Origin of the sequence: Lysinibacillus sp. UBA5990 (assembly GCF_002429815.1) — a bacterium.
Taxonomy (GTDB): Bacteria; Bacillota; Bacilli; order Bacillales_A; family Planococcaceae; genus Lysinibacillus; species Lysinibacillus fusiformis.
In genome coordinates, this window is the sequence record NZ_DJAY01000015.1 from 295,171 (window position 1) to 314,131 (window position 18,961).

Here is an 18,961-nt window from a genome sequence, read left to right on the forward strand (position 1 = left end):
ACTGCGATTATTTCTATTATCGAAAATCGTCAAAATATTTGTTAAAATATACATATCTGCTAGTAGCATATGCAGCAGTGTTGATTTTTGAACGGGGAAAAGGGGAGAATGGACATGATAAATGAGGTAGTAATTGTGAGTGCTGTACGAACAGCTATAGGCTCATTTCAGGGGATATTAAAAGACGTACCAGCTGTAACTTTAGGTAGCATTGTTATTAAGGACGCTTTAGCGCGTGCAGGAGTAGCAGGGGAACAAGTCGATGAGGTCATTATGGGGAATGTGTTATCGGCTGGTCTTGGACAAAATCCAGCTCGTCAGGCAGCGATAAAGGCTGGTTTAGCGCATGAGGTATCAGCATTAACAATTAATAAAGTATGCGGATCAGGTTTAAAAGCTGTGCATTTAGCAACGCAAGCTATTTTAGCAGGTGATGCTGATATTATCGTGGCTGGTGGCTTTGAAAATATGAGCCAGGCACCTTATGTTTTAAAAAATGCGCGTGAAGGCTTCCGAATGGGTGATCAAAAGGTAGTGGATACTATGATCCATGATGGTCTATGGTGTGCTTTTAATGATTATCATATGGGAATTACAGCTGAAAATTTATGTGATATGTATGAAATTTCAAGAGAAGAACAGGATGCTTTTGCAGCTCGTTCTCAACAACGCGCAGAGGCAGCAATTGCAGCAGGCAAGTTTGAAAAAGAAATCGTCGCTGTTGAGATTCCACAGCGTAAGGGAGAGCCTATTGTATTCGCCAAGGATGAATTTCCACGTGCAGGTGTAACAGAAGAATCTCTAGGTAAGCTCCGTCCCGCATTTAAAAAAGATGGCTCCGTAACAGCAGCTAATGCTTCAGGTATTAACGATGGGGCAGCGGCAGTTGTTGTGATGTCGAAGAAAAAGGCACAAGAGCTTGGTATACAACCAATGGCGATTATTTCAGCCAATGCAAGCGCAGGCGTAGATCCTGCAATTATGGGAACTGGTCCAGTTAAAGCAGTCCAAAAAGCACTGGCAAAGGCAGCAGCAACATTAGATGAAATAGATGTAATTGAAGCAAATGAAGCATTTGCAGCACAATCGATTGCTGTTGATCGTGAATTACGCTTTAATCATGATAAACTAAATGTTAACGGGGGCGCGATTGCTCTTGGTCATCCGATCGGTGCGAGTGGTGCTCGTATTTTGGTCACACTCTTACATGAGATGGAAAAGCGCGATGCGAAATTGGGCTTAGCCACATTATGTATCGGTGGTGGTCAAGGCGTAGCCACAGTAGTAAAGCGTCCTTGATGTCAATAAGAAGGTGAATGAAATGGGAAAGAAACGAAAACAACAACAACAGACAAGCAATAGCATGACAGCAAGCTTGCCAAAGCAGGAGGCAGTCACATTAGCAGACCAGCTAGGTGGCGATGTGCTAGCTAAATTAAAAGCGGCAAAGCAAGATTTAACCGTGAAAGAACAGGCTGCAGAAGAAGAGCGCCAAGCAAAACTAGCTTTTGAACGTAAGCAACGAGAAAAAAATAAATCGTTTGAAGAATTATTAAACGAGTATGGCGATAAAGGCACGAAATATTAACAAGAAAAACAGTGAATTCGCGCATGTGGGTTCACTGTTTTTGGATAATAGAAAAGTCGATATTATATAAGTAGCAAATCATGACGTGGGAGACGCTGCCAATAACATATACCTTATTATAGTTTAGTAAATAGATTAAATTATGATAGGAGAACAATGATGTTTGAATTATATTCTAAAAGATTAAGATTAATTCCTTTGAATGCTAAGTATTTACAATTGCTGATAGAGCATGAGAATGAATTAGCAATTGAACTATACTTACATAAGTTAGAGGGGAATATGGATGATGAGCTAAAACAGGCATTGCACTATAGACGCTCCAAAGTTTTGGAAGATGAAGAAAATTATATTTGGCATACGAATTGGTTGATAGTTTGTAAAGAACAGAATAGTGCTATTGGAGGCATTATGCTAAAAGGGATGCCAAATGAGAGGCAGGAAGTGGTGATTGGTTATTATACCTTTCCTAGTTTTCAAGGACGTGGTTATATGACAGAAACCATTATAACAATGATACACTGGCTACATCATCAACCAAATGTTCAGTATATTATTGCAGATACAGAAAAAGATAATTTCGCTTCCCATCGAGTTTTAGAAAAAGCAGGGGCTACCTTATATAAAGAAACTGAGTCTCTTTATTATTGGAGATTCCTATAAGGTTTATAAATAAGACAAAAGGCTAATATAGTGCCTTTTGTCTTTTATTGTTCAACAATTTCCTGAAGACCACAACGACACCAACAAAAACAATGGCTCCAGCTGTATCTACAAGCACATCTTGACCGCTCATTGTCCGACCTGGTGTAAAGCTTTGACGAAGTTCATCAAGCATAGCAATAAAAGCCGTTCCAGCAATAGCAATAGTTGCTGCAAAACGGCGTCTACCCCATGCAAAGTACAAACCAAGCGCAATGCATCCAAATCCGATAAAATGTGTTAGTTTACGAATTAAAAATTCAACAAATGGAAAATAACCACGTTCTTCAACTGATACGACTTTGTCCCAATAGGGGATTTTTAAAACAGATAGTTGTTTTTCAAAAGGTTTATTAGCTAATAAATCTTTAAGCTCTGGTAAAATACTTTGTTGTTCGTAAGTCATGCTGGAGGAAATGATAAGCACAACTAGACAGATGATGAAGATTAACCACTTTTTCATCGATGTTCTACATATTGTTCATTTTTTGTTAACGTATTTGCTGCTTCATAATCGGTTATAGTAGCCATGTTTTCATAGGCAGAGAGGGTCTGAGCTAGTTGCTCCTGTGAGCTTGCTCCAATCACTGTAGAAGCGATTGTAGACTCTTTTAAATTAAAGGCTAGTGCCAGTGCATGTAAATCATTATACTGTGAAGCTAAGTTTGTTAACGTTGTTGTTAGCTCTTCTGAAGAATAGTTGTTAAAACCATTTACTCGTTGAAGACGTTGCTGCCAGCTATTTGTTAATAAGCCCTTTGCCACAGTGCCACGAGTTACAACAGAAGCACCTTCGTTCGCAATAAAGTCAAACCACTCTTCGGGTCGACGATCTAATGCACTATATTGCATCATGACACTTTTAGCTGAGCTTGCAGGTAAAAAACGTTGCAAAACATTTGGACGAATCGAGGAAATGCCATATTCACGGATAAGTCCTTCTTTTTTCAAACTCTCAAAAGTGTCAATAATACCATCCCAGTCATCTTCGATTGTACCACCGTGTAACTGATAAACATCAATATAGTCCGTTCCCAAACGTTTCAAACTAGCATGAATAGCTTGTTTTATATAGGATGGTGAAGCATCCCAATGCCAGCCTTCTACACCTTCAGTCCAGCGATTACCTACTTTTGTGGCAAGGATGATCTCTTGACGACGTTTTCCTAATGCTGCGCCGATGATCTCCTCATTAGCCCCAAACTCATATAAATCGGCAGTATCAATATAATTAATGCCCGCATCTAATGCCATATCAACAATAGTAGCAGCTTGCCCTTTATCTGTCGAAAGTGACATGCCTCCTAAACTAATTTCAGAAATGAATAATTCACTAGTGCCAAGCTTTCTTTTTTTCATGAAACGACCTCCTTCGATTTCTTTACTTGTAATGGTACAATGAACATATCTGAAGGACAAGCGAGGTTATCGTCTATGAAAAAGTTTGAGGAAAAAACGACAAAAACGACACCAATCTATGACGGAAAAATTGTAAAGCTACAGGTTGATGATGTCATGTTGCCAAATGGTCAGGCTGCAAAGCGCGAAATTATTAAACATCCTGGAGCGGTTGCGGTAATTGCCGTGACGGATGAGGGCAAATTAGTGTTAGTGGAGCAATATCGTAAGGCACTTGAACGTTCTATTGTTGAAATTCCAGCAGGGAAACTTGAACCTGATGAAGAACCAGCGATGACAGCTCGCCGTGAATTAGAGGAAGAGACAGGCTACGGCGCGCACAGCTTTACATATTTACAAACATTTGCAACGTCGCCGGGTTTTGCAGACGAGGTCATTCATCTATATGTAGCGAAGGATTTGTATATTATCGACAATAAAGCAGCATTAGATGAGGATGAGTTTGTCGAACTTTTAGAAGTTTCGTTGGAAGTAGCACAATCAATGGTCGCGGATCAACGTATATTTGATGCTAAAACTGCATTTGCTGTACTTTGGCTTGCTGCCCATTTAGAAAATAATCTTTAGCATAATAGAGACGGACGAGCATAAGCTGTACAAACCTTGATAGAAAAGGAGCATGTTTATGTCTCGTACGGTGTCTATATTTTATCACGCTTCCATCATTGCCGTTAGCTTTGTTTGTGGCGTTATTTTCTTTCATATTTTTGGTGGACCAAAAGCGGAACCGTTTATATTATTTATAGAACCTCGTTTAGCCGATGGGGACAGGCATTCGATTTTTCGTTTAGTGCTTCCTGTCGCCATTTCTATAGGTCTTGTATTATTACTAGCAACTCACAGTGTTTTAAAAGTTTTAGTACGTGTAACTGTAGCCATGCGTGCCACTTTTTTTGGCTTTAGTTCTGTTTTTTTATTACAAAAACTTGAAGCTTTTTGGCTTTATACGATTTGGTGGTTTCCATTTCAGCTTATCTATTGTATATTGTTGCTAGTCCTATGCAATTTACTTGTACCTGCTTGGTCAAAGCGAAAAATCGGGAAACAAGTATCTGGTCGGACAATTTTGTTGAATTTTATCGCATTTTTCATCATAATAGTTGCTGAGTTTATTGTTGTTTCTTATGTGTTAAAATGATGGGTTTAATAAACAGAAATTGTGATCAGATAAAAAAGTAGAAGCATGTTAGAAATCTATTCACTATCTTGTAATAGGATTTACTCCTTTGGTATAATGGAAAGAGTTTAGGGGGGCGTCACATGGAGAGCCGAATTGATCGTATAAAAAAACAGTTGCATAGTGCTAGTTACAAGCTGACGCCGCAGCGAGAAGCAACAGTTGCTGTCTTGCTTGAGCACGAAGAAGATCACCTAAGTGCTGAGGATGTATATCTTTTAGTAAAAGAAAAAGCACCAGAGATCGGTCTAGCTACTGTTTATAGAACGTTAGAATTATTAACTGAGCTCAAAATTGTCGACAAAATCAACTTTGGCGATGGCGTGTCGCGCTATGACCTACGCCAAGAGGGAGCTGCCCATTTCCACCATCATCTAGTTTGTATTGAATGTGGAGCTGTTGATGAAATTCAAGAAGATTTACTTGAAGATGTGGAAGCCGTTGTTGAAAAGCGTTGGAACTTTATCATAAAGGATCACCGACTAACTTTCCACGGCATATGCTGGCGCTGTCATGATAAAAACGACGAATCGAATGAAGAAAATTAACGAAAAGCTGTCTGTTTTAATCTCTGATATAGATTAAATCGGGCAGTTTTTTGTTTTTTTATGAAATAATAAAACCTTATTACCGTTGGTTTATGTCGAATGGAGGAGGCTTTAGCACATTTCTAATAGCCATGCTAAAATAGAAAATAATTGACAGTAAGGGGGCGTTGTGATGAATGAATTTCAATATGCAGTAGAGGATTATATCCATTTTATCCAAGTGGAACGGCAGTTATCTGTTAATACATTAGCATCCTATCGCCGAGATTTAGAAAGCTATGTAAATTTTTTGCAAAATGCAGAAGGTATGGCTGATTTTAATCGTGTAGAAAGAACAACCATACTACGACATTTAGAGCAACTACGTGCTCAAGGGAAGACAAGCCGTACGATTGCTCGCCATATTTCATCTATTCGTAGTTTCCACCAATTTTTACTCCGAGAAAAACGTGCGGAATCAGATCCAACGGTACATTTAGAAATGCCAACAATTGAGCAAAAATTACCGAATATTTTATCTATAGAAGAAATTGAAGCCTTATTGACTGCACCGAATCGAAGTAAACCACAAGGTATCCGTGATTTAGCGATGCTGGAATTATTATATGGCTCGGGTATGAGAATCAGTGAGCTTATTGCTTTAGACTTAGCAGATATTCATTTAACAATGGGTTTTGTTCGAGTGTTTGGGAAGGGTGGAAAAGAAAGAATCATTCCCCTTGGTAAAAGTGCATTATCAGCCATAAGCACCTATTTAAACAATGCTCGTGGTCAATTACAGGGAAAATATCCAAAAACTGAGGCGTTTTTTATTAATCAAAGAGGGAAACGTTTAACAAGACAAGGTTGTTGGAAATTAATGAAGGAGCATGCTTTAAAAGCTGGCATCCAACATGAGTTAACACCACATACATTGCGTCACTCTTTTGCTACTCATTTAGTCGAAAATGGGGCTGATTTACGTGCCGTACAAGAGATGCTTGGTCATGCAGATATTTCAACAACGCAAATATATACACATATTAGTAAAACAAGATTATCGGAAGTATATAAGCAATTTCATCCCCGTGCTTAAAAATTTCAGAAAATTTTTTTCGGTCGGATGTCTGACCTTTATTTTTCACGTTTTTTTGGTAAAATAGAGTCATGAGATTGGAGGCAATAATAATGAATAAACCGTTTAACAAAATCCATGTAGTTGTAATGGACTCTGTAGGAATTGGTGAAGCGCCAGATGCTGCAAATTTTGGCGATGTAGGATCACATACATTAGGACACATCGCTGAAAAAATGAATGGGCTTACAATGCCGGTAATGGAGTCAATGGGTTTGGCAAATATTGAGCCGCTGCAAGGTATGCAAGCGACAAACGAGCCGAAAGCTTTCTATGGAAAAATGCAAGAAGCTTCAGTAGGAAAAGATACGATGACAGGACATTGGGAAATTATGGGGTTAAACATTGATAAGCCTTTTAAAGTGTATCCTGATGGATTTCCAGCAGAGTTGATTGCTGAGCTAGAAAAACGTACGGGTCGTAAAGTACTCTGCAATCAACCAGCAAGTGGTACGCAGGTTATAGAAGACTTCGGTAAAGAGCATATGGAAACTGGAGCAATTATTGTCTATACTTCAGCTGATCCAGTTTTACAAATTGCTGCACACGAGGAAATCATACCATTAGATGAATTATATAAAATCTGTGAAATTGCACGCGAATTAACATTACAGCCTGAGTATTTAGTGGGTCGCGTAATCGCACGTCCATTTATAGGTACTCCAGGGGACTTCTCTCGTACTTCAAATCGACATGACTATGCGTTAAAGCCATTCGGTCGTACAACGATGAATGTATTGAAAGACGCAGGCTTAGATGTAATTGCAATTGGAAAAATCTCTGATATTTTCAACGGTGAAGGTGTCACAGATGCTGTACGTACTAAAAATAATACGGATGGAATGGACAAATTTGCTGAAGTTGTCCGCCGTGATTTCCATGGAATGAGCTTCTTAAACTTAGTAGACTTTGATGCTAATTTTGGACACCGCCGTGATCCTCTAGGCTACGGACAAGCTCTAGAAGAATTCGATACACGACTACCAGAAATTATGAGTGCAATGTCAGAGGATGATTTATTAATTATTACAGCAGACCACGGGAATGATCCAACCTTCCATGGCACAGATCATACACGTGAATATGTACCGTTAATTGTCTATTCTCCACGTTTTAATGGTGGAGCTGAATTAGAGCTTCGTGAAACTTTTGCAGATATTGCAGCTACAGTGGCTGAGAACTTCCAAGTAGAGGCACCAGCATTCGGCAAAAGTTTCTTACAAGAATTGAAATAAGGGGGATTTTCGAATGAATATGGTGCAATTGTTTGAAAAGAAAAAACAAGGATTAGAGCTCTCACAAGCTGACATTCAGTATTTTGTAGATGGCTATACGACAGGTTCGATTCCTGATTATCAAGCAAGCTCACTCTTAATGGCGATTCGACTTTTAGGAATGTCTGATGATGAAACGTTTTATTTAACAAAAGCAATGATTGAATCAGGAGATGTCATTGATTTAACGTCTATTGATGGTTTTAAAATTGATAAACACTCAACAGGTGGCGTTGGAGATAAAGTAACGCTTGTGGTCACACCTATTATTGCATCACTAGGAATTCCAGTAGCCAAGTTTAGTGGTAAAGGTCTAGGTATTACAGGTGGTACAATTGATAAATTAGAGTCAATCCAAGGCTTCAAAACAGAGCTTTCCTCACAGGAATTCATTGACAATGTCAATCGACATAAAATTGCAGTTGCTGGGCAAACCGGCAATCTTGTACCAGCCGACAAAAAGTTGTATGCATTAAGAGACGTGACAGGAACGGTCGATTCGATTCCATTAATTGCTGCATCCATTATGAGTAAAAAAATCGCTAGTGGTGCGGATGGCATTGTGTTAGATGTTAAATGTGGGTCAGGTGCGTTTATGAAAACGCAAGAAGAAGCTCAGCGATTAGCTGATACAATGACAGCTATTGGGGAAAAACTTGGGCGCAGAGTCGTTGCCCATATTAGTGATATGGATAATCCACTAGGTAAAATGATTGGCAATAAGCTTGAGGTATTGGAAGCCTATGCATTATTAAGTGGTCGTATGGAAGAAACACATGAGGATTTACTAGATGAATGTGTAGTCATTGCTTCTTTAATGTATCAAGTTGCCGCAGGTGTTGATGAAACGGATGCAACTGCCGCAGTTAAGCGCGTACTGGCAGATGGTTCTGCCGCTGCTAAATTTGAGGAATTTATTGTTGCGCAAGGTGGAGACGTATCTGATATCGTACAAAATGAAACGGCCCATAAAGTTTCAGTAACGGCAGTGACAGAGGGTACTGTGGAAACAATTAATGCCCTTTTAGTTGGTGAGGCTAGTGTTAGTCTAGGTGCTGGACGTTTAACAAAGGAATCCGCGCTGGATTACGATGCAGGCATTCAGCTGATTGCTAAAAAAGGTGATCGTGTAAAAAATGGGGATATCATTGCTTATTTATATTCCAATAACCAAATCGATCAAGATACGATTCATAAAATACAGCAAGCTTATACAATTGCATAACATTTTATTTGCGAGAGCTCTCACATACGAGGGTTCTCGCTTTTTTTGTCGTTCCACCATTAAACCTATGAAATGTTTACATTTTTGTAGAAATTTCATATTGAGATAACAGCAACTTGTTTAAAACACGTTCACTTATCCCATACTGCACTTAAACCTAAAAAGCTATAAGTATGTCGATTTGACACTATTTCAGAAGACTTTGCACTAGTTCTGTCAGCCGCAAGGATTCAGCGTATTAAATGTGGAATTGCACGAGAAGGAGGCGATGTTCATGCATTTTCAATTAGAAATGGTCACAAGAGAGACAGTCGTTATACGTTTATTTGGGGAGCTCGATCATCATGCAGTTGAGCAAATTCGAGCGAAAATTTCTGCAGCAATTTTCCAAGGCACTGTGACGACCATCATATGGAACTTAGAAGGGCTATCCTTTATGGATAGTTCAGGAGTAGGCTTAGTGCTTGGTCGTATGCGTGAGTTAGAAGCAGTTGCTGGGCGAACTATTTTATTGAATCCATCGCCAACCATGCGAAAAGTTTTTCAATTTTCAGGTTTAGGGCCTTGGATGATGGATGCAACAGAGGAACAAGCGATTGATCGCGTAAGGGGGATTGTAAATGGATAACGAAATGACATTAACTTTTTTAGCAATTAGTGAAAATGAAGCCTTAGCTCGTGTAGCAGTCACTGGCTTTATTGCTCAATTAGATCCAACTATTGATGAGCTATCTGAATTTAAAACAGTTGTCTCAGAAGCAGTTTCCAATGCCATTATTCATGGCTATGAAGAGGATGGCAAGGGTGTTGTTACTGTTCATGCTAAACGTGAAGATGACATTGTAACGGTGTCTGTGATGGATAAAGGGGTAGGAATTGAAGACGTGAGTCAAGCAATGGAGCCGTTATTTACAACAAAAAGTGTAATGGAGCGCTCAGGTATGGGCTTTACGATTATGGACAGTTTTTCTGATCAGCTAACAGTTATGTCCAAGTGGCGAGAAGGAACAACTGTAACATTTACGAAGAAATTTTACACAGTTCGCACAGCGGTAATGTGAGGGTATCATCGTGAAGCCGTTAGAACAGTCGTCCGAAAAGCTTTTGTCTCAGGAGGAAATGCGTGATTTAATAGCACGTGCACAGCAGGGCGATCATGAGGCTCGTAAACGAATGGTAGAAGGCAATACGAGGCTTGTGTGGTCCATTGTTCAACGTTTTACAACGAGAGGTGTTGAGCTCGAGGATTTATTCCAGATAGGCTGCATAGGACTCATGAAATCAGTAGATAAGTTCGATTTATCGTATGAAGTTAAATTTTCAACCTATGCAGTACCTATGATTATTGGTGAGATTCAACGCTTTTTAAGGGATGATGGCATGGTGAAGGTGAGTCGCTCTATTCGGGAGCTGAACTTTAAAATCCGACATGCTACAGACGAATTTATTAAAAAGAATGAACATCCGCCAACGATACAGGAGCTGGCTCAAGTACTTGGTGTGACAACCGAGGAGATCGTGACAGCATCAGATGCATTAAGAGATCCAGCATCTCTACATGAGCAATTGTATGAAAGTGAAGGAGATTCCATCACATTGATGGATCAAATGAAGGATGAAAAATCCGAGCAGCCATTTGATTATATCCCCCTTAAAGAAGTGCTTACAAGGCTTGAACCGAGAGAACAGTCTATCATTTATTTACGATATTTTTCAGATTGTACGCAAACAGAAATTGCAAATAGGTTAGGTATATCACAGGTACAAGTATCCCGTTTGGAGAAAAAAATTCTTGCTCAATTAAAAAGCTGGATGGCTACAAGCGCAACTGTAGAGCAAGAAGCAATAAAAAAAGACATCTAAGAAAATGGTGACAGCATGACAAATAAATTATTTAGCAACTTAGAAGCAGCCGAAGATTTTCTTAAGGAGCAATTTGGTGACGGCGAATCATTTGACGTTGGGATTAAGCATTTATTTGTCAAAGATTTGCCGGTTCTTTGCGCCTATATTAGTGGCCTTGTGGATGGAGAAGCCCTAACACAATTACTTTCGAGCATGCTCCCAGATGAGGATTATGAAATCGATGTGGAGGATGAGAAGGAGTATTTTGAGTCTTATTTTAACTTTCACGGACGTTCTGAGGAAACCGAGCGTAAAGCTTATTTATTAGCCATTTTAAGCGGGCAAGTGACCTTTATAACTAAAAGTGGCTATTGCTACGTTGCCGAGCTCAGAAACTATCCAGGACGTTCCCCTGAGGAGCCCGACAATGAAAAGGTAATACGTGGCTCAAGGGATGGTTTTACAGAAGGGATATCTCAAAATACGGCTTTAATTCGTAGGAGGATTCGCAATAGTAATTTACGTTTCGAGCTACATAAAATATCCAAAATCGGCCAAACCGACGTTGCCATAGCGTATATGAAGGATGTTGCCAATGAAGATATGCTCGAAAAATTACGACAGCGCCTTGACCAGATTAACCATGATGGTTTGACAATGGCTGATAAATCATTAGAAGAATGGCTGTTTAAGCAAAAATTCCATCCAGTTCCGTTTGTCCGTTACACGGAAAGGCCAGATATTGCTGCAGCGCATTTACTAGAAGGGCATATCGCCATAATGGTAGATACTTCACCGTCTGTTATTCTTGTGCCAATTACGATTTTCCATTTACTACAGCATGCGGAGGAATATAGACAGGCGCCACTAGTTGGTACATTTGTACGTTTTATGCGGTATTTCGGCGCCATTATGGGTTTACTTTTATTACCTTTGTGGTATGTATTTGCAACAAATGAATCATTGCTTCCTGATGCTCTTTCTTTTTTAGGGACTCAAGAGAAATCGCATGTACCCTTATTACTGCAAATTCTTATTGCAGATATTGGTATTGAATTTTTGAGGATGGCCGCCATTCATACTCCGACACCACTGTCTACTGCGATGGGCTTGGTTGCGGGGGTAATTATTGGTCAAATTGCGATCGATGTGGGACTATTCTCAGCAGAGGTTGTGCTCTATACAGCGGTTGCGGCTATTCTCATCTTTATTATCCCGTCCTATGAGCTAAGTATCTCCATAAAAATATTTAGGCTGTTCTTATTAATTATGGTAGGTATTTGGGGTGTTAATGGTTTATTCATAGGCATATTCTTAGTGTTTACGTATTTATGTTCATTACGACCAATGCAGGCACCATATTTTTGGCCGCTTGTTCCATTCTTCCCAATGGCGATGCTACGTGTCCTTATTCGTTTCCCAATGACGGCAGATGCATTAAGACCTTATGTAGTCGCTTCCAAACAGCGAAAAAGATCATAGGAGCCGTTGCACTCGTTTTTTTCATGTGATAAAGTTCACATATAGTATTTTGTGATTTTTGCAAAAATTATTTTCATTCAGCAAAAAGGAGGTTTTATACATAGGCCTCTTGAAGCTGGTTGTAATAAATTTTTGATGGGACTACTCTATTTCCAATGGTAGATCCTATCATATTTCTGTAAAAGTGACAGAATGGAACGAAGTGAAAAGGGAGAGATGCACATGCATTTATATGGAACACAAGCGATTTCTGAGAATGGTCATTTAACAATTGGACAGGTAGACACACTAGAGCTTGCCAAAGAGTACGGTACACCACTTTTTGTGTATGATACTGCACTTATTCGGAAGCGTGCTCGCAGCTTTATCGATACGTTTAAAAAACTAGGCGTAAAAGCAGAAGTAGCTTATGCTTCAAAGGCATTTGCATGTGTAGCTGTGTATCAATTAGCAGCAGAAGAAAACTTATCATTGGATGTTGTATCAGGTGGAGAATTATTTACAGCACTAAAAGCAGGTTTTCCAGCTGAGCGCATTCATTTCCATGGCAATAATAAAAGCATTGCAGAATTAGAGCTAGCTTTTGACTCCAAAATCGGTTGTATTGTTGTAGATAATTTCTATGAGATTCAGCTTTTAAAAGAAATATCTGAACGTCGCCAACAAAAAATGCGTATATTACTACGTGTTACACCAGGGGTTGAAGCACATACGCATGATTTCATTACGACAGGTCAAGCTGATTCGAAATTTGGTTTTGACTTAAACAATGGTCAAGCGGATGAGGCATTCCAACAAACATTTAACCATGAATTCTTAGAGCTATTAGGCCTACATTGTCACATTGGCTCACAAATTTTTGACACTGCTGGCTTTGGGTTAGCAGGAGAAAAATTGATTGACAAAATTTCTGATTGGAACAAGGCTCACGGATTTACATGTACTGTGTTAAACTTAGGTGGGGGCTTTGGTATTCGTTATACTGAAGAAGATGCACCGCTTGAACCACAAGTATATGTAGAGGACATGATTACAGTAGTGAAAAACAAAGCAACTGTACTTGGACTAAAAATGCCAGAAATTTGGATTGAACCAGGTCGATCACTTGTCGGTGATGCAGGAACATCTCTTTATACAATCGGATCACAAAAAACAGTACCAAATGTGCGAAAATATATTGCTGTTGATGGTGGGATGAGTGATAACATCCGCCCAGCATTATACGACGCTAAGTATGAGGCAATCATTGCAAGTAAAGTGAATGAGCCGAAAAATGAAATTTATACGGTTGCTGGTAAATTATGTGAATCTGGCGATAAATTAATTATTGATGCTAAACTACAAGACGCAGCTTCAGGTGATATTTTAGCCATTTTCTGTACAGGCGCATATGGTTATTCTATGGCAAGTAACTATAACCGTGTTCCTAGACCTGCTGTTGTATTTGTAGAGAATGGACAGCATCAATTAGCTATTCGCCGCGAAAGTTATGAAGATATTGTGCAAAACGATCTCCCGCTAACTTTAAAAAAGGGTGAGTAAATTTGAGAAAGAATAAATGGGTATTACTAGCATCCATTTCAACTTTTATTGTGTTGTGGGGTATTGTCTATTGGGTGTTGGCGTCTAAAGGAATTCTCGGACCTGGTTCGTAAGACAGAAATTGGCTTGCGGTAAAAGTACAAATCGTGTAGGATAGTCAAAGATTATGTACAGCTAGAAAAAGAGGGAATAGACAAATATGTTAATTCGATATAAAAAAGCTTTAGAGAAAATAGCAATGGGGCTACTTTCGTTTATGCCGAACGAAAAAGACGTAAAAAAGCTTACCGAGACCATCCACTCCTATGAAAATGATGATAATTGGGTTTTATACTTATGGAAAAAAAATGATGAGTATGTTGGCATTGTTGGGCTTGTAACGGATGAGAATAATACTGCTACGATCCAACATGTATCTGTTGTGCCTTCCTATAGAGGCGAGGGTGTTGCGAAGGAAATGCTTCAGGAAATAGGAGAGCTAGGCCAATATGAAAATGTACGTGCAACAGATGAAACACGTCAATTAGTTCAAAAATGTATCAATTGCATTGATAAAAAAGCAGACGAGTAACATCGTCTGCACATACTGTAGACAAAAACCATCGAGAGTAAACTTATCGATGGTTTTTGTGTTCTATATGTGGACAATTATTAATTAACCACGTTCATTCATTCAATACCCAGCTATTATTGGTTAGCATCGCCAAAGTTTAGTTGAACGGAACAAAAGCCTGTGACACCTGCGGGAAAAGCGAAGAAATTGAGTTCCTGGTCAGTAGGGACTCTAGGGAAGCGATGAAATCAGCTCATCTCCACAAGCCGAAAGCGTCTGCCCATAGTGGAAATTAACGTCTGCTTTTTCTTTGTTTGCTTTCTTGTCGCTCTGCAAGTATATGTGAGCGATCCCTTAGCATATGCTTATGAAGAAGATAGTTTGAGTTACTAGGTGGCATAATTTGTATACGCGCTAGTGCTAATTCCAGCAACTTGGGTGAAAGGGGGAGCTGGAATGCATGGAAGGACTTGCCTGCTTGGATCCCGGCGAGACTATTTTTAATTTCTGTCAGGAGTTGATAATAACTAATTTCATGGAAAAAGATATGACCTTCATTTTGTTGAAAATTATGAAGTGCTTTTTCTAAAATTCGTATAGCGCCAGTATCATTACCACGCCGCCAATGGTATAAGCCTGTTGCGAGCTGTACATAGCCAGCCAATGGGTGCATTTTATCACCAGGCGCGATTTCCTTCCAATATTCCTCAAGCACTTCATGGCATTCAAAAAAATCCTGATTGCCATTAAAATAAGCGCAGTAATCGATAAATAAAGTATGATGCTGTGGATGCATTTTGAACTCCTTTCCACTATACTATAAGAACATAGAATCTCAGGGTGGTAAAATAATGTCTTATGAAGTAAAATTAGATGCCTTTTCAGGGCCTCTTGATCTATTATTGCATTTAATTCACAGGTTGGAAATTGATATCTATGATATCCCAATGGCCGAAATCACACAACAATATATCGACCATATACATGCCATGCAAGTATTGGAGTTAAATGAAGCAAGTGAATATCTAGTAATGGCCGCAACACTGCTGGCGATTAAAAGCCGAATGCTATTACCTATTCATGAGGGTGAAATGGAAGATGCCGAATTGGAAGTAGATGGCCCAGACCCACGTGAGGAACTGGTACAGCGGTTAATCGAGTATAAGAAATACAAGGAAGCCGCTAGCAGTCTGCAAGAGCTTGAAACTGATCGAGCGCAAGTATTTACAAGGCCGCCAGCTGATTTAACTGGTTTAGCATCAGATGAACAAATGGCTTTGTTTGATTTGAATGTGAATATTTATGATATGCTTGGAGCATTTCAAAAATTGATGCGTCGAAAGAAATTAAAGAAGCCTCTAAAAACGACAGTAACGAGGCAAGAACGGTCAGTGAAGGATCAAATGCGTTCGGTTGTAGATACTTTACGATCAACAGGTGGACGTGCATCATTTTTCGAGCTTTTTCCCTATGAAGATAAGCCGACTCTTATTTTGACGTTTGTATCCCTTCTCGAATTGATGAAACGTCAGGTCGTCATCGTAGAGCAAGATGGTAACTTTGAAGAATTAATGGTTACCCTACAGAAGGAGGAATGGGAAGATGACGAAAACATCGATGTTACAAAGTAGAATTGAAGCCTTATTGTTCGTTGTCGGTGATGATGGCTTAACAATTAAACAACTTTCTCAGCTGTTAGGAGAACAAGATGAGGTTATTATACAGGCAATGGATGCCTTGCGAAAAGTCTATGATGAAGATTTAGCTAGAGGAATAACTGTGAAAGAAATGGCAGGCGTTTTCCAGCTTATTACAAAATCCGATTTAGCAGATACTATTCAAAGATTAGTAGAAAACCCAACAGCACAATCATTATCCCAAGCCTCTCTTGAGGTATTAGCAATTGTAGCTTATAAACAGCCAATTACTAGGGTAGCTATAGAAGATTTAAGAGGAGTTAAATGTGAAAGACCCATTCAGACTTTAGTGTCTAGAGGGTTGATAAAAGAGGTAGGACGTTCAGAGGGAACTGGTCGTGCTATCCTATATGGAACAACTAAAGAATTTTTACACTATTTTGGTTTAAACAGTGTAGAGGAAATGCCACCTCTGCCAGATGAAGAGCTTTCAGAAAATGAACAAGAAACCGATTTATTTATGACTAAATTCCAAGAAGCTTTTAATGGTGCAAAGTAATGTATAGGAATAAAGCATAACGACCAATATAAATCTATACTTTCCTATCATATTGAATAAGGAGTGGCTCGTTGCTTCGGTTATTTCGATTAATAATGTTGATGATCATTGTGTTAATGGTATTACTTCCGCAAACAAGCTTTGCGAGAGGTGGAAGTGGCTACGCGGTTTTAGATGGAGATACAGGTCGCGTGTTAATAGGTTCAAATAGTAATGAACGGCTACCAATTGCTAGCTTAACGAAGATTTGGACGGCCCTTGTGGCCATCGAAAATAGTGATTTGCAAGAGGAAGTTGTCATTACACCTAAGGCTGCCATGGCTGAAGGGAGTTCCATCTATTTGCAGGCAGGCGAAACGGTAACCGTAGAAACGTTATTATATGGTTTAATGCTGCGATCAGGCAATGATGCTGCGACAGCTTTAGCAGAGCATGTAGGTGGTTCTGTAGAAGGCTTTGTCAAATTAATGAATGAAAGAGCTGTTATTGCGGGTCTTACCAATACGGTTTTTATGAACCCCTCTGGCTTACATCATGAAGAGCATTTATCTTCTGCAAGGGATACGGCCGAGATGCTGAGAGTTGCCTTGCAAAATAAAACATTTGAAAAAATCGCTTCAACGGTTCTTTATCGAGCGAATACGGTGAACGGAATGCTATGGGAAAATAAGCATCGACTATTAAGAGAAGGCTCAGGAGTGGCTGCAGAAATTGATGATGAGACAGAGCAGCCTGTGAGTTCTTTAAAATCTGCTACTGGAGCTGCTTATGCAGGTAAAACAGGTTTTACAAAGGTAGCTGGTCGTACGCTTGCAACAGCCTTTCAAAAGGACGGGCAAACCTGCATAGTTGTCACGTTAAATGTATCGGATGATTGGAATGTTCATCGAAGCTTTTCCAATCAAGTGTGGACAGATTATGATCTTGAAACAGTAGTAAAGAAGGGCAAATACAACGTAAATAAAAAGTTGGCTATTCGATTAGAAGAGCCAGTTCGCCTGCAGTTAAATAAAGAGGAAAAAGCGCAAGTGCGGCAAGTTTTACATGTTTCAAGAAAGCGTCAGGAAGCTGTCTTGTCCATCTTTCTAGGCGAAGAACGTATTTATGCAATACCAGTAAAAGTTGAATCAGCGGATCGTTGAAAAAACGATTTGCTGATTTTTTTGTTCTACAAAAATTCCGTCTAAAACGGAGTGCAAACAGAAAATATAAACATTTTTTTAAAACGATTTGCTTTTTGGTAAAAAGAGTATACTACTAGCATGGTACAAGGAAATTTCTATTCCTAATATTGAACAATGCGCTAATGAAAAAGTATTACGAATACTCCAACAATGAATGTGAAATTTGTTTTTCTTTAATATTACGCTAAAGTATGACATAATTTTCACAGATTAGCGGGAAAATTAACCCTATTCAATTGAACGAGAAATCGATTTTCGACGAAATTGTCAATGTGAAAGAAAACTAGAGGTGAAGAAATGGAAAGATTACAGAAAGTCATTGCCTATGCGGGGATTGCTTCAAGGCGAAAAGCAGAGCAATTGATACTAGAAGGTAAAGTTAAAGTGAACGGTAAAGTTATCCGTGAATTAGGAACAAAGGTGTCTAACTCAGATACAATTGAAGTGGAAGGCGTAAAGCTTGAAAAAGAAGATAAAGTTTATTTCTTACTGTATAAACCACGCGGAACAATTTCGGCCGTGACTGATGATAAAGGACGCAAAACTGTCACAGATTTATTTCATCATATTCCGCAACGTATTTTCCCAGTTGGTCGTCTTGATTATGATACATCTGGATTATTGCTATTAACAAATGATGGAGAATTTTCCTATATGTTGACGCATCCGAAATTTAAAATTGACAAAACGTATATCGCTCGTGTCAAAGGTATTCCAACAATTGAAGGTCTGAAAAAGCTTCAACGTGGTATTAAATTAGAGGATGGCAAGACTGCACCTGCCAAAGTAAGTATGACGTCCTTTGACGAAAAAGCTGGCAAGGCAATTTGCGAAATCACAATTCATGAAGGCCGTAATCGCCAAGTTCGACGTATGTTTGAAGCAATTGGTACACCTGTTGTCAAATTAAAACGTGAACGATTTGCCTTTTTAGATTTATTTGGCCTTGCACCAGGTGAATTCCGTGAATTGTCGAAGCATGAAGTCAAGCAATTGCGCGTGTTAGCAGAAACAGGGAAACTGGATTAAATAATTTGCCAGAAGAAAGTGATAGTACCTTGAACGGTAATAAAAACTATATTCACTTTCTTTTTGGTGAAATCGTTCATAAA

The 18,961-nt window shown here is 39.1% G+C and carries 22 protein-coding genes; 19 read left to right on the forward strand and 3 right to left on the reverse strand.

Features of this window, described 5'->3' with window-relative positions:
* Nucleotides 1-114 precede the first annotated feature (114 nt).
* From B3D94_RS13940 to B3D94_RS13950, 3 genes are all read left to right on the forward strand, one after another.
* Nucleotides 115-1,299, forward strand: coding sequence for an acetyl-CoA C-acetyltransferase (locus B3D94_RS13940; protein ID WP_291757839.1), 1,185 nt, complete (start codon nucleotides 115-117; stop codon nucleotides 1,297-1,299).
* A gap of 22 nt (nucleotides 1,300-1,321) precedes the next feature.
* On the forward strand, nucleotides 1,322-1,588 hold the full coding sequence (locus B3D94_RS13945; RefSeq protein ID WP_025114058.1) for a YqkE family protein: 267 nt from the start codon (nucleotides 1,322-1,324) through the stop codon (nucleotides 1,586-1,588).
* Between the two features lie 156 nt (nucleotides 1,589-1,744).
* Nucleotides 1,745-2,251 (forward strand): GNAT family N-acetyltransferase, encoded by a 507-nt coding sequence (locus B3D94_RS13950; RefSeq protein ID WP_291757841.1) that lies wholly within the window; start codon nucleotides 1,745-1,747, stop codon nucleotides 2,249-2,251.
* A gap of 22 nt (nucleotides 2,252-2,273) precedes the next feature.
* Here the strand turns inward: B3D94_RS13950 and B3D94_RS13955 are convergent, their stop codons facing one another.
* Nucleotides 2,274-2,753 carry a VanZ family protein gene (locus tag B3D94_RS13955; RefSeq protein WP_069480454.1) on the reverse strand — a complete coding sequence of 160 codons (480 nt, stop codon included), beginning with the start codon at nucleotides 2,751-2,753 and terminating at the stop codon, nucleotides 2,274-2,276.
* Nucleotides 2,750-3,649 carry an aldo/keto reductase gene (locus tag B3D94_RS13960; protein ID WP_069480455.1) on the reverse strand — a complete coding sequence of 300 codons (900 nt, stop codon included), beginning with the start codon at nucleotides 3,647-3,649 and terminating at the stop codon, nucleotides 2,750-2,752. The genes B3D94_RS13955 and B3D94_RS13960 overlap by 4 nt, the downstream gene beginning before the upstream one ends.
* A 75-nt stretch (nucleotides 3,650-3,724) precedes the next feature.
* Here B3D94_RS13960 and B3D94_RS13965 point away from each other — a divergent pair, with 75 nt between their 5' ends.
* The 12 genes from B3D94_RS13965 to B3D94_RS14020 all read left to right on the forward strand — a co-directional run bounded on the left by B3D94_RS13965 (nucleotide 3,725) and on the right by B3D94_RS14020 (nucleotide 14,487).
* Nucleotides 3,725-4,276 (forward strand): NUDIX domain-containing protein, encoded by a 552-nt coding sequence (locus tag B3D94_RS13965; protein WP_069480456.1) that lies wholly within the window; start codon nucleotides 3,725-3,727, stop codon nucleotides 4,274-4,276.
* Nucleotides 4,277-4,334: 58 nt separating this feature from the next.
* Nucleotides 4,335-4,847, forward strand: a complete 513-nt coding sequence (locus B3D94_RS13970; RefSeq protein WP_025114062.1) for a hypothetical protein — start codon at nucleotides 4,335-4,337, stop codon at nucleotides 4,845-4,847.
* 122 nt (nucleotides 4,848-4,969) lie between these two features.
* Entirely contained in the window at nucleotides 4,970-5,434 is a 465-nt protein-coding gene (locus B3D94_RS13975; RefSeq protein ID WP_008174639.1) for a Fur family transcriptional regulator, read from the forward strand.
* 172 nt (nucleotides 5,435-5,606) lie between these two features.
* Complete coding sequence (xerD, locus tag B3D94_RS13980) at nucleotides 5,607-6,509, forward strand: site-specific tyrosine recombinase XerD (protein ID WP_258268040.1); 903 nt, start codon at nucleotides 5,607-5,609, stop codon at nucleotides 6,507-6,509.
* Between the two features lie 92 nt (nucleotides 6,510-6,601).
* Complete coding sequence (gene deoB, locus B3D94_RS13985) at nucleotides 6,602-7,783, forward strand: phosphopentomutase (protein ID WP_069480458.1); 1,182 nt, start codon at nucleotides 6,602-6,604, stop codon at nucleotides 7,781-7,783.
* 13 nt (nucleotides 7,784-7,796) lie between these two features.
* On the forward strand, nucleotides 7,797-9,047 hold the full coding sequence (locus B3D94_RS13990) for a thymidine phosphorylase (protein ID WP_069480459.1): 1,251 nt from the start codon (nucleotides 7,797-7,799) through the stop codon (nucleotides 9,045-9,047).
* Between the two features lie 274 nt (nucleotides 9,048-9,321).
* Nucleotides 9,322-9,675 carry an anti-sigma F factor antagonist gene (gene spoIIAA, locus B3D94_RS13995; protein WP_025114066.1) on the forward strand — a complete coding sequence of 118 codons (354 nt, stop codon included), beginning with the start codon at nucleotides 9,322-9,324 and terminating at the stop codon, nucleotides 9,673-9,675.
* Nucleotides 9,668-10,108, forward strand: coding sequence for an anti-sigma F factor (gene spoIIAB, locus B3D94_RS14000; protein WP_069480460.1), 441 nt, complete (start codon nucleotides 9,668-9,670; stop codon nucleotides 10,106-10,108). Before spoIIAA ends, spoIIAB begins: the two co-directional genes overlap by 8 nt.
* A 58-nt stretch (nucleotides 10,109-10,166) precedes the next feature.
* Nucleotides 10,167-10,910 (forward strand): RNA polymerase sporulation sigma factor SigF, encoded by a 744-nt coding sequence (sigF, locus tag B3D94_RS14005; protein WP_372428013.1) that lies wholly within the window; start codon nucleotides 10,167-10,169, stop codon nucleotides 10,908-10,910.
* Between the two features lie 15 nt (nucleotides 10,911-10,925).
* Complete coding sequence (locus B3D94_RS14010; RefSeq protein ID WP_054612283.1) at nucleotides 10,926-12,374, forward strand: spore germination protein; 1,449 nt, start codon at nucleotides 10,926-10,928, stop codon at nucleotides 12,372-12,374.
* Between the two features lie 222 nt (nucleotides 12,375-12,596).
* The gene (lysA, locus tag B3D94_RS14015) at nucleotides 12,597-13,916 is read left to right on the forward strand and encodes a diaminopimelate decarboxylase (RefSeq protein WP_291757845.1); all 1,320 of its coding nucleotides are present in this window, start codon (nucleotides 12,597-12,599) and stop codon (nucleotides 13,914-13,916) included.
* 199 nt (nucleotides 13,917-14,115) lie between these two features.
* Nucleotides 14,116-14,487 carry a GNAT family N-acetyltransferase gene (locus B3D94_RS14020; protein WP_008174622.1) on the forward strand — a complete coding sequence of 124 codons (372 nt, stop codon included), beginning with the start codon at nucleotides 14,116-14,118 and terminating at the stop codon, nucleotides 14,485-14,487.
* Nucleotides 14,488-14,761: 274 nt separating this feature from the next.
* Here the strand turns inward: B3D94_RS14020 and B3D94_RS14025 are convergent, their stop codons facing one another.
* Complete coding sequence (locus B3D94_RS14025) at nucleotides 14,762-15,265, reverse strand: DUF309 domain-containing protein (protein ID WP_069480463.1); 504 nt, start codon at nucleotides 15,263-15,265, stop codon at nucleotides 14,762-14,764.
* 55 nt (nucleotides 15,266-15,320) lie between these two features.
* Here B3D94_RS14025 and B3D94_RS14030 point away from each other — a divergent pair, with 55 nt between their 5' ends.
* The 4 genes from B3D94_RS14030 to B3D94_RS14045 all read left to right on the forward strand — a co-directional run bounded on the left by B3D94_RS14030 (nucleotide 15,321) and on the right by B3D94_RS14045 (nucleotide 18,878).
* Entirely contained in the window at nucleotides 15,321-16,100 is a 780-nt protein-coding gene (locus B3D94_RS14030) for a segregation/condensation protein A (protein WP_291757846.1), read from the forward strand.
* A complete protein-coding gene (scpB, locus tag B3D94_RS14035) occupies nucleotides 16,072-16,665 on the forward strand; it encodes an SMC-Scp complex subunit ScpB (protein ID WP_069480465.1) in 594 nt (197 codons plus the stop codon). Before B3D94_RS14030 ends, scpB begins: the two co-directional genes overlap by 29 nt.
* 71 nt (nucleotides 16,666-16,736) lie before the next feature.
* Entirely contained in the window at nucleotides 16,737-17,807 is a 1,071-nt protein-coding gene (locus B3D94_RS14040; RefSeq protein WP_291757847.1) for a D-alanyl-D-alanine carboxypeptidase family protein, read from the forward strand.
* A 339-nt stretch (nucleotides 17,808-18,146) separates the two neighbouring features.
* Nucleotides 18,147-18,878 (forward strand): pseudouridine synthase, encoded by a 732-nt coding sequence (locus tag B3D94_RS14045; protein ID WP_008174614.1) that lies wholly within the window; start codon nucleotides 18,147-18,149, stop codon nucleotides 18,876-18,878.
* Nucleotides 18,879-18,961 lie beyond the last annotated feature (83 nt).

Bases quoted from the DNA above. Each gene is read 5' to 3' on its own strand.
- B3D94_RS13940 (WP_291757839.1), top strand. From the start codon at position 115: ATGATAAATGAGGTAGTAATTGTGAGTGCTGTACGAACAGCTATAGGC.
- B3D94_RS13945 (WP_025114058.1), top strand. From the start codon at position 1,322: ATGGGAAAGAAACGAAAACAACAACAACAGACAAGCAATAGCATGACA.
- B3D94_RS13950 (WP_291757841.1), top strand. From the start codon at position 1,745: ATGATGTTTGAATTATATTCTAAAAGATTAAGATTAATTCCTTTGAAT.
- B3D94_RS13955 (WP_069480454.1), bottom strand. From the start codon at position 2,753: ATGAAAAAGTGGTTAATCTTCATCATCTGTCTAGTTGTGCTTATCATT.
- B3D94_RS13960 (WP_069480455.1), bottom strand. From the start codon at position 3,649: ATGAAAAAAAGAAAGCTTGGCACTAGTGAATTATTCATTTCTGAAATT.
- B3D94_RS13965 (WP_069480456.1), top strand. From the start codon at position 3,725: ATGAAAAAGTTTGAGGAAAAAACGACAAAAACGACACCAATCTATGAC.
- B3D94_RS13970 (WP_025114062.1), top strand. From the start codon at position 4,335: ATGTCTCGTACGGTGTCTATATTTTATCACGCTTCCATCATTGCCGTT.
- B3D94_RS13975 (WP_008174639.1), top strand. From the start codon at position 4,970: ATGGAGAGCCGAATTGATCGTATAAAAAAACAGTTGCATAGTGCTAGT.
- xerD (WP_258268040.1), top strand. From the start codon at position 5,607: ATGAATGAATTTCAATATGCAGTAGAGGATTATATCCATTTTATCCAA.
- deoB (WP_069480458.1), top strand. From the start codon at position 6,602: ATGAATAAACCGTTTAACAAAATCCATGTAGTTGTAATGGACTCTGTA.
- B3D94_RS13990 (WP_069480459.1), top strand. From the start codon at position 7,797: ATGAATATGGTGCAATTGTTTGAAAAGAAAAAACAAGGATTAGAGCTC.
- spoIIAA (WP_025114066.1), top strand. From the start codon at position 9,322: ATGCATTTTCAATTAGAAATGGTCACAAGAGAGACAGTCGTTATACGT.
- spoIIAB (WP_069480460.1), top strand. From the start codon at position 9,668: ATGGATAACGAAATGACATTAACTTTTTTAGCAATTAGTGAAAATGAA.
- sigF (WP_372428013.1), top strand. From the start codon at position 10,167: ATGCGTGATTTAATAGCACGTGCACAGCAGGGCGATCATGAGGCTCGT.
- B3D94_RS14010 (WP_054612283.1), top strand. From the start codon at position 10,926: ATGACAAATAAATTATTTAGCAACTTAGAAGCAGCCGAAGATTTTCTT.
- lysA (WP_291757845.1), top strand. From the start codon at position 12,597: ATGCATTTATATGGAACACAAGCGATTTCTGAGAATGGTCATTTAACA.
- B3D94_RS14020 (WP_008174622.1), top strand. From the start codon at position 14,116: ATGTTAATTCGATATAAAAAAGCTTTAGAGAAAATAGCAATGGGGCTA.
- B3D94_RS14025 (WP_069480463.1), bottom strand. From the start codon at position 15,265: ATGCATCCACAGCATCATACTTTATTTATCGATTACTGCGCTTATTTT.
- B3D94_RS14030 (WP_291757846.1), top strand. From the start codon at position 15,321: ATGTCTTATGAAGTAAAATTAGATGCCTTTTCAGGGCCTCTTGATCTA.
- scpB (WP_069480465.1), top strand. From the start codon at position 16,072: ATGACGAAAACATCGATGTTACAAAGTAGAATTGAAGCCTTATTGTTC.
- B3D94_RS14045 (WP_008174614.1), top strand. From the start codon at position 18,147: ATGGAAAGATTACAGAAAGTCATTGCCTATGCGGGGATTGCTTCAAGG.